Here is a 6,993-nt window from a genome sequence, read left to right as displayed (position 1 = left end):
AGGAAGCGGCGGGCCCGCTACGGCCGGCCCGCCGCAGCTCGACGCAAGCCAAATCAGCCACCAGGGGAACCTTCATATGACCATCAAGCTCGGCGTCATCGGCGCCGGAATCATGGGCACGGACCACGTCACCAACCTGGCCACAGCCATCAGCGGCGCCGCCGTCAGCCACGTCGCGGACATCGACGGTGACCGGGCGGCGTCCGTGGCGGCTGCGGCTGGGGCCCGATCCACCACTGACGCACGGGAACTCATCCGCTCTACGAAGGTGGACGCCGTCGTTATCGCCTCCCACGACTCAACGCACGCCGGGTTCATCCTGGACTGCCTGCAGGCCGGGAAGCCGGTGCTGTGCGAGAAGCCGCTGGCCCCCGGGGTGGAGGAGTGCCGGGCGGTGGTGGCTGCGGATGAGGAAATTACGGCCACGACGGGACGCTCGCTGCTATCGCTGGGCTTCATGCGCCGCTTTGACCCAGGTCACCGGGAACTGCGCCGCTTCGCCGCCTCCGGCGAGGCGGGGCAGGCGCTGATGGTCCATTGCGTGAGCCGCAACACCGGCTCCGCGCCGGACGCGACCACGGCCTCCGCCGTGACCAACTCCGCCATCCACGAACTCGATTCCATCCCCTGGCTGCTCGGTTCCCCCATCGCCGAGGTGGCCTGGCTCGCCGGAAAGCGTTCGACGGCGGCACCCACGGGCCTGCACGACCCCGCCTTCATCCTGCTCCGCACGGCTGATGGCGTATTGAGCACCCTGGAGCTGTTCCTCAACGCACAGTTCGGCTACAGCACCCGGTGTGAGGTAGTGGCCGAGCGGGGCACCGCATCCCTGGCTGAACCCGCGCTGGTTGCCACCAATGCCGCCGGCACGCGCTCCACACCCTATCCGGAGGACTGGCGGCCGAGGTTTGCCGACGCCTACCGCCTTGAGCTGCAGGCCTGGATCCATTCCCTTCAACGCGGTGAATCATCGCCGCTGGCCACCGCACGGGACGGGCTGCGGGCGGCACAGGCCGCGGAGGCGCTCATCCTCGCCGCACGCCATGCCGGCACCTTTGTCCCGGTCGACTACTCGTGACGGCCGAGGACGCGACAACGCACACGCCGCCCGCCAAGACCAGGGTGCTGCCGACGGCCCGCGTCCCGGACTCCATGGACGCACCCGTCCTGCGCTGGGGCATCTTGGGCCCGGGCTGGATTGCCGAACGCTTCACGGAATCCGTCCGGGCGCACACGCGGCAGATAATCGCCGCTGTCGGTTCCCGGTCACCGGGGCGTTCGCAGGCGTTTGCGAAAAAGTTCGACGTTCCTGCCGCCTTCGGCAGCTACGAGGAACTGGTTCAATCCGACGTGGACGTTATCTATGTGGCCACGCCGCACAACTTCCACCACGCCGCAGCCGTACTGGCGCTGGATGCCGGCAAGCACGTACTCGTTGAAAAGCCCATCGGCGTCAACGCGGCACAGGCCCGGGACATCCGCGACCGCGCCGATGCTGCCGGGCTGTTCGCCGCGGAGGCGCTGTGGACGGCTTTCCTGCCCAAGTTCGACGTTCTCCGGCAGCTTCTCGACGACGGTGCACTGGGCCGAGTGACAACAGTCCTGGCCGAATACGGGGAGCACTTCGAACCGGGCCACCGCATCTTCAACCCCGCCCTCGCCGGAGGTCCCCTGCTTGACCTGGGCACCTACCCTCTGGCGCTCATCACCGACATCCTGGGCGAGGCCGTGCAACTCGCCGCTGTCGGGACGGACCTTGAGTCGGGCGTCAACGGGCAAATATCGGCCGTCATGGCCTTCAGTGACGGAGCCCAGGCGGTGGTAAACACGCAATTACACAACTTCACGCCGACCAGCGCCAGCATCGTCGGCACGGCCGCAACCCTGACTTTTGACGGCAGGTTCAACATGCCCGGCGGCTTCAGTATCCACTATCCGGACGGGACGGTCCTGCGCCACGAGGAGCCCGCGGGCGCCCACTTCGAGGGGTTGCATCATGAGGCGGCAGCCGTCGCATGCGCCATCCATGCCGGGCGGACGGCTGTGGCGCAGCGAACCCCTGCCGCCTCGATCCGCACCCTGGAGCTGGCCGACCGCATCCGCGGCCAGCTGGGCATCAGCTACCCGGGGGAGTAGGCGCCGCGGTGGTCCCTCCTGGCTCCAGCCACGGGGAAACCACCGCTTCCCGCACGGGCCCACCGGCGATCCGATCCACTGCGGCGGCAACGGCGGCTTCTGCCAGTGCCTGGCCGTCCTGTCCGATGCTCGTGAGGTTGATGTGCTCCAGCCGCGCCATGCGCGAGTTGTCATAACCCACCACCGACAGTCCGCCGGGCACGTCCAGCCCTGCCGTGCGGAAGGTGTCCAGGGCTCCCAACGCGCTGCGGTCGTTGAAAACCACGACGGCGGTGGGCGCCCCGGCGGCACGGCCCTTGGCGGTCCCCTCCCGGGTGTCATGCCCCGTACCTGCCCGGGCACCCATCGCGGCGAGCAGTTCCCGGGCCGCACGGGAGCCATCGGACTCCAGCGGGCCGCCATGGAAGATTAGCGGAGGAACGCCCTCTGCCGCCATGGCCTGCGCGTACGCCAGGCGCCGGGCCGCGGACCCGACCGCCTCCCCTCCGTCCAGGTGGGCGATGTGCCGGTGCCCGAGCCCGCGCAGGTGCCGGATTGCCAGCCGGATTCCGGCAGCCTCGTCGGTGTGGACACTGCTGACGACACCGGCCCGGGGGCCTCCCGGTGCATCGAGCATGGCCACGACAGGCACGGGTGTACCGGCCAGCCGGGCCGCAGGGGTGGCGGGGGAGATGACGATGGCTGCCTCGACCCCAAGATCCAGCAGCGATTCCATGGCCTTTTGCTCGCTGCGCCTGGGGCCTGTGGCGCTGAGCGTGACCGCGTAGCCACGGGCCCCGCCAGCCACGTAAAGCAATTCGACGAGCTCCGCGTGGAACGGTTCCGTGACGTTGAAGACAACACCCAGCAGCCGGGTCCTGCTGCTGCGCAACAGCCGGGCCCGGGTGTCCGGGCGGTAACCAAGATCCCGCGCCACGTCAAGAACACGTGCCCGCGTGGACTCGCTGGCCCCGGCCGCGCCGCGGATGACGATCGAGACGAGGGCGCGGGAGACACCCGCCGCTGCGGCAACGTCAGCCATGGTGGGGCGTGGGGCGGCTGTCATGGGAAGTCCCGGGATCCGGCAATCATCCGGCCAGTTTAGTGGATCGATCTAGTTTTTTGTCCCGGATCGTGTAAAACTTGATCCACAGCGCTTCTAGATCGATCTAGTCGGCAATTCACATGCTGCCGGCGTGCTTGCCGGCACTATCGAACGGACTGAACAATGACATATCTGCAACCAACACCGGCCGTGGACTCCCGGCCCGTCCGACTCGGACTCATCGGCGCCGGTTGGATTGGCGCCTTCCATGCCGAAAGCGTGGCCCGCCGGATTCCCGGCGCGGTGCTGGAGGCGGTGGCGGACCCCTTCCTTGACAATGCCCGGGGCCTGGCGGACCGCCTGGGGGTGGCCAAGGTGACCGTTGATCCTGGCGACCTGTTCACCGACCCGGCCATCGACGGCGTCATCATCGCCAGCCCGGTCCGCTTCCACGCGCAGCTCATCTCTGCGGCCGCACGCGCCGGAAAGCACGTGTTCTGCGAAAAGCCGGCGGGTCTGGACCTGGAAGAGCTGGATGCCGCGCTGGCCGACGTCGGGCGGGCGGGTGTGAACTTCCAGGTCGGCTTCAACCGCCGCTACGCCGAGGACTTCCTGGCCGCCAAGCGGGACATTGACTCCGGCGTGGTGGGCACGCCCCAGCTGCTGCGCTCGCTGACCCGGGACCCCGGCACCGGCAGCATCCCCGGCGCAGCCAAGACCCCGCCGTGGACAGTCTTCATGGAGACGCTCATCCACGACTTCGACACCCTGAACTGGTTCAACGCGGGCGCCGAGCCCGTGCAGGTGTACGCCGTGGCCGACGCGCTCGTGGAGCCCGCGTACAAGGACCACGGCTTCCTGGACACGGCTGTGGTGACCATCCGCTACGACAACGGCGCGGTGGCCGTCGCCGAAGCCAGCTTCAGCGCCCTCTACGGCTATGACATCCGAGGCGAGGTGTTTGGCTCCAAGGGCATGGTCCAGGCCGGGCGCAGCACTGAAACCGCGGCCCGCCGGTACACGGCCGCAGGACTCTCCGCCGACACCCCGCGACTGAACATCGAATTGTTCAAGCAGGCCTACACTGACGAGCTGGCAGACTTTGCCGCCGGCATTGCGGGCCTGCCGGAGATTGTGGGAAAGGGGACCACTCCCGGCGGGGCCGACGCGCGCCGGGCGCTGGCCACCGCACTGGCGTGCATTGAATCCGTGCGCACCGGGGCGCCGGCCGGCGTCGCCCGCCCCGCCCACGTGGCGGGTGCCTGATGCGGCTCGCTGTCTGCGCGGAAATGGTCCACACGGGGCTGCCGTTCCCGGAACGGGTGCGCCGCATCCACGACGCCGGGTTCGACGTCGAGATATGGGACCCGCGCACCAAGGACATCAAGGCGCTCAAGGCAACGGGTGCCGTCTTTTCCTCCATGACCGGCTACACGTCCGGCAGCCTCGTGGACCCGGACAGCTGCGAGCACGTGGTGCGGACCGCCGCCGAACTCATTCCCACCGCCGTCGAGCTGGGAATCCCGCGCATGGTGGTCCACTCCGCCGAACTCATAGACGGCCATGCCGCCCGCCCCGTCCACCGGTCCTCGGGCCGCATGTGGCTGACCGGTGCCCGCACGCTGGAGCGGCTTGGTGAACTTGGCGCCAGGCATGGGATCACGTTCTGCCTGGAAAACCTCAACACTGTCCTGGACCACCCCGGCATTCCGCTGGCGCGCGCCAAGGATACCCTTTCGCTGGTAGAGGCGGTGGGTCACCCCAACGCGAAAATGATGCTGGACCTCTACCATGCCCAAATGGGGGAGGGGAACCTGATCGAGCTGGTCCGCTCCTCCCTGCCCCACATCGGCGAGATCCAGGTGGCCGACGTGCCTGGCCGCTGCGAACCCGGCACAGGCGAGATCAACTACGCCGCCGTGCACCGGGCCCTGGCCGCCGCAGGCTATGGGGGGACCGTGGGCATGGAGGCCTGGGCGCGGGGAGACAGCGACGAGGCATTGGCCGCGTTCCGGGCCGCGTTCACCACCGCCGCCGGGTAGCCGGCGGCCGTCCGCGCCGCAGGGCAGGCAATGCGCTCCGGGGAGTCATGGTTCCCGGGGCGCATTGCCGTCTCCGTGAACAGGCGCCCGAGCCAACCCTGGGCACGGCCCGCTTAATTTGATAATATGACAGGACAAACTATCAAAGGAGCTGGAAAATGCCGCTGGTACGCATAGACGTCAACGAAGGCCGCGCGCCGGAAGGATTGCAGGGCGTCAGCCGCGCCATCCACGATGCCATCGTGGCTGAATTTGGCATTCCGGAACGGGACTACTTCCATGTCATGACCGAGCACAAGGCGGGCCAGATCGTGGCCCAGGATGCCGGTTTGGGCTTTGGGCGAAGTGGCGATGTCGTCATGATCCAGATCTTCACCCAGCAGGGCCGCCCGCAGACGGCCAAGCGGGCGCTGTTTGCCACCATTGCGGCAAACCTTGCCCGCGTGGGGGTGGCGGGCGCGGACGTGTTTATCGGTTACAGCGAAAACATCGCGGACGACTGGTCTTTTGGCTTTGGCCGCGCGCAGTACATGACGGGCGAACTTGCCGTCCCCGCACCTTCCGCAGCGTAGCCGCACGGCCGCGCCGGCCCGCTTTGCCCGGCCAAATATTGATTAATGTTCTTATGTCAGAACAAACCTTTGACAGGACATGATTTTTCATGCAAAGTAGTACATGTGCCGATCATCACATGGGAGGCGCATGGCGGGACGACCATCCTGCATCTCCTGCTCCAAGGCGCGTTCCCCAGTGAAAGGTCCTTTTGATCATCGTGAGCCATGACTTGCTTACCATCGGGCGCATCAGCGTCGACATCTACCCCAACGACGTTGGCATGGGTCTGGAAGATGTCACGTCCTTTGGAAAATACCTGGGTGGATCGGCCACCAACGTTGCCGTCGCGGCGGCCCGCCACGGCCGCAAGGCCGCCGTCATCACCCGCACGGGCAACGACCCCTTTGGCCGCTACCTGCACCGCGAACTGAAGAAGTTCAACGTGGATGACCAGTTTGTCCTGCCGGTGGCGGAACTGCTGACCCCCGTCACCTTCTGTGCCATCAAGCCGCCGGAGGATTTCCCGCTCTACTTTTACGGCCGCCTCCCCACAGCACCGGACTGGCAGATCGCCGCCGGCGAGCTGGACGCCGCCGCCATCAAGGGCGCCCGCGTCTTTTGGTCCACAGTGACCGGCCTGTGCCAGGAGCCCAGCCGCGGCGCCCACCTGGCCGCCCACCTGGCCCGCCCCCGCACTGAACTGGCAGAGGGCCAGTTCACCATCCTCGACCTGGACTACCGCCCCATGTTCTGGGACTCCGAGGACGCGGCCCGCGAGCAGGTCGCCAAGATCCTTCCCCACGTCACTGTTGCCATCGGCAATGACAAGGAATGCGCCGTCGCCGTGGGCGAAGGAACGCCCGACGAGCAGGCAGACCGCCTGCTGGCCGCGGGCGTCGAGATCGCCGTCGTCAAGCTGGGGCATGAGGGCGTCATGGCCAAGACGGCCACCGAGCGCGTTGTCTCGGCCCCCGTCCCCGTCGAAACAGTCAATGGCCTCGGCGCCGGCGACTCCTTCGGCGGAGCGTTCGTGCACGGGCTCCTGGCCGGCTGGCCGCTCGCCCAGGTGCTGGACTATGCCAACGCCGCTGGCGCCATCGTCGCGTCCCGGCTTTCCTGCGCCGACGCCATGCCGACGCCGGAAGAGGTCACCTCGCTGCTGGCCAAACGCGGCCAGCTGGTGCCGGGGGCCGTTCTCCCCGGACATGCCACGGAAGGCGCACTCAAATGATCACC

At 67.7% G+C, this 6,993-nt stretch carries 7 protein-coding genes; 6 read left to right on the top strand and 1 reads right to left on the bottom strand.

Annotation, left to right across the window (positions count from 1 at the left end):
• Both G6035_RS17150 and G6035_RS17145 read left to right on the top strand, forming a co-directional pair.
• Window positions 1-1,078 (top strand): Gfo/Idh/MocA family oxidoreductase (locus G6035_RS17150; protein WP_256128075.1); only part of this gene is annotated, 1,078 nt, incomplete at its 5' end.
• On the top strand, window positions 1,075-2,136 hold the full coding sequence (locus G6035_RS17145; protein ID WP_256884223.1) for a Gfo/Idh/MocA family protein: 1,062 nt from the start codon (window positions 1,075-1,077) through the stop codon (window positions 2,134-2,136). The genes G6035_RS17150 and G6035_RS17145, both read left to right, overlap by 4 nt.
• On the opposite strand, the gene G6035_RS17140 is transcribed toward G6035_RS17145, so the two are convergent.
• Window positions 2,117-3,181, bottom strand: coding sequence for a LacI family DNA-binding transcriptional regulator (locus G6035_RS17140; protein WP_176618318.1), 1,065 nt, complete (start codon window positions 3,179-3,181; stop codon window positions 2,117-2,119). The genes G6035_RS17145 and G6035_RS17140 overlap by 20 nt on opposite strands.
• A gap of 162 nt (window positions 3,182-3,343) precedes the next feature.
• Here G6035_RS17140 and G6035_RS17135 point away from each other — a divergent pair, with 162 nt between their 5' ends.
• The 4 genes from G6035_RS17135 to iolC all read left to right on the top strand — a co-directional run bounded on the left by G6035_RS17135 (window position 3,344) and on the right by iolC (window position 6,988).
• A complete protein-coding gene (locus G6035_RS17135) occupies window positions 3,344-4,426 on the top strand; it encodes a Gfo/Idh/MocA family oxidoreductase (RefSeq protein ID WP_176618317.1) in 1,083 nt (360 codons plus the stop codon).
• Window positions 4,426-5,202, top strand: a complete 777-nt coding sequence (locus G6035_RS17130) for a TIM barrel protein (RefSeq protein WP_176618316.1) — start codon at window positions 4,426-4,428, stop codon at window positions 5,200-5,202. Before G6035_RS17135 ends, G6035_RS17130 begins: the two co-directional genes overlap by 1 nt.
• A 158-nt stretch (window positions 5,203-5,360) precedes the next feature.
• Window positions 5,361-5,774 carry a tautomerase family protein gene (locus G6035_RS17125; RefSeq protein ID WP_176618315.1) on the top strand — a complete coding sequence of 138 codons (414 nt, stop codon included), beginning with the start codon at window positions 5,361-5,363 and terminating at the stop codon, window positions 5,772-5,774.
• Between the two features lie 200 nt (window positions 5,775-5,974).
• On the top strand, window positions 5,975-6,988 hold the full coding sequence (gene iolC, locus G6035_RS17120; protein WP_176618314.1) for a 5-dehydro-2-deoxygluconokinase: 1,014 nt from the start codon (window positions 5,975-5,977) through the stop codon (window positions 6,986-6,988).
• The last annotated feature ends 5 nt before the right edge of the window (window positions 6,989-6,993 follow it).

It is taken from the genome of Arthrobacter sp. SDTb3-6 (assembly GCF_013376095.1).
Classification (GTDB): domain Bacteria; phylum Actinomycetota; class Actinomycetes; order Actinomycetales; family Micrococcaceae; genus Specibacter.
This window is presented reverse-complemented; position numbering and strand designations above follow the sequence as displayed.

Coding starts and splice junctions, on each gene's coding strand:
- G6035_RS17140 (WP_176618318.1), bottom strand. CDS start 3,181: ATGACAGCCGCCCCACGCCCCACCATGGCTGACGTTGCCGCAGCGGCG.
- G6035_RS17135 (WP_176618317.1), top strand. CDS start 3,344: ATGACATATCTGCAACCAACACCGGCCGTGGACTCCCGGCCCGTCCGA.
- G6035_RS17130 (WP_176618316.1), top strand. CDS start 4,426: ATGCGGCTCGCTGTCTGCGCGGAAATGGTCCACACGGGGCTGCCGTTC.
- G6035_RS17125 (WP_176618315.1), top strand. CDS start 5,361: ATGCCGCTGGTACGCATAGACGTCAACGAAGGCCGCGCGCCGGAAGGA.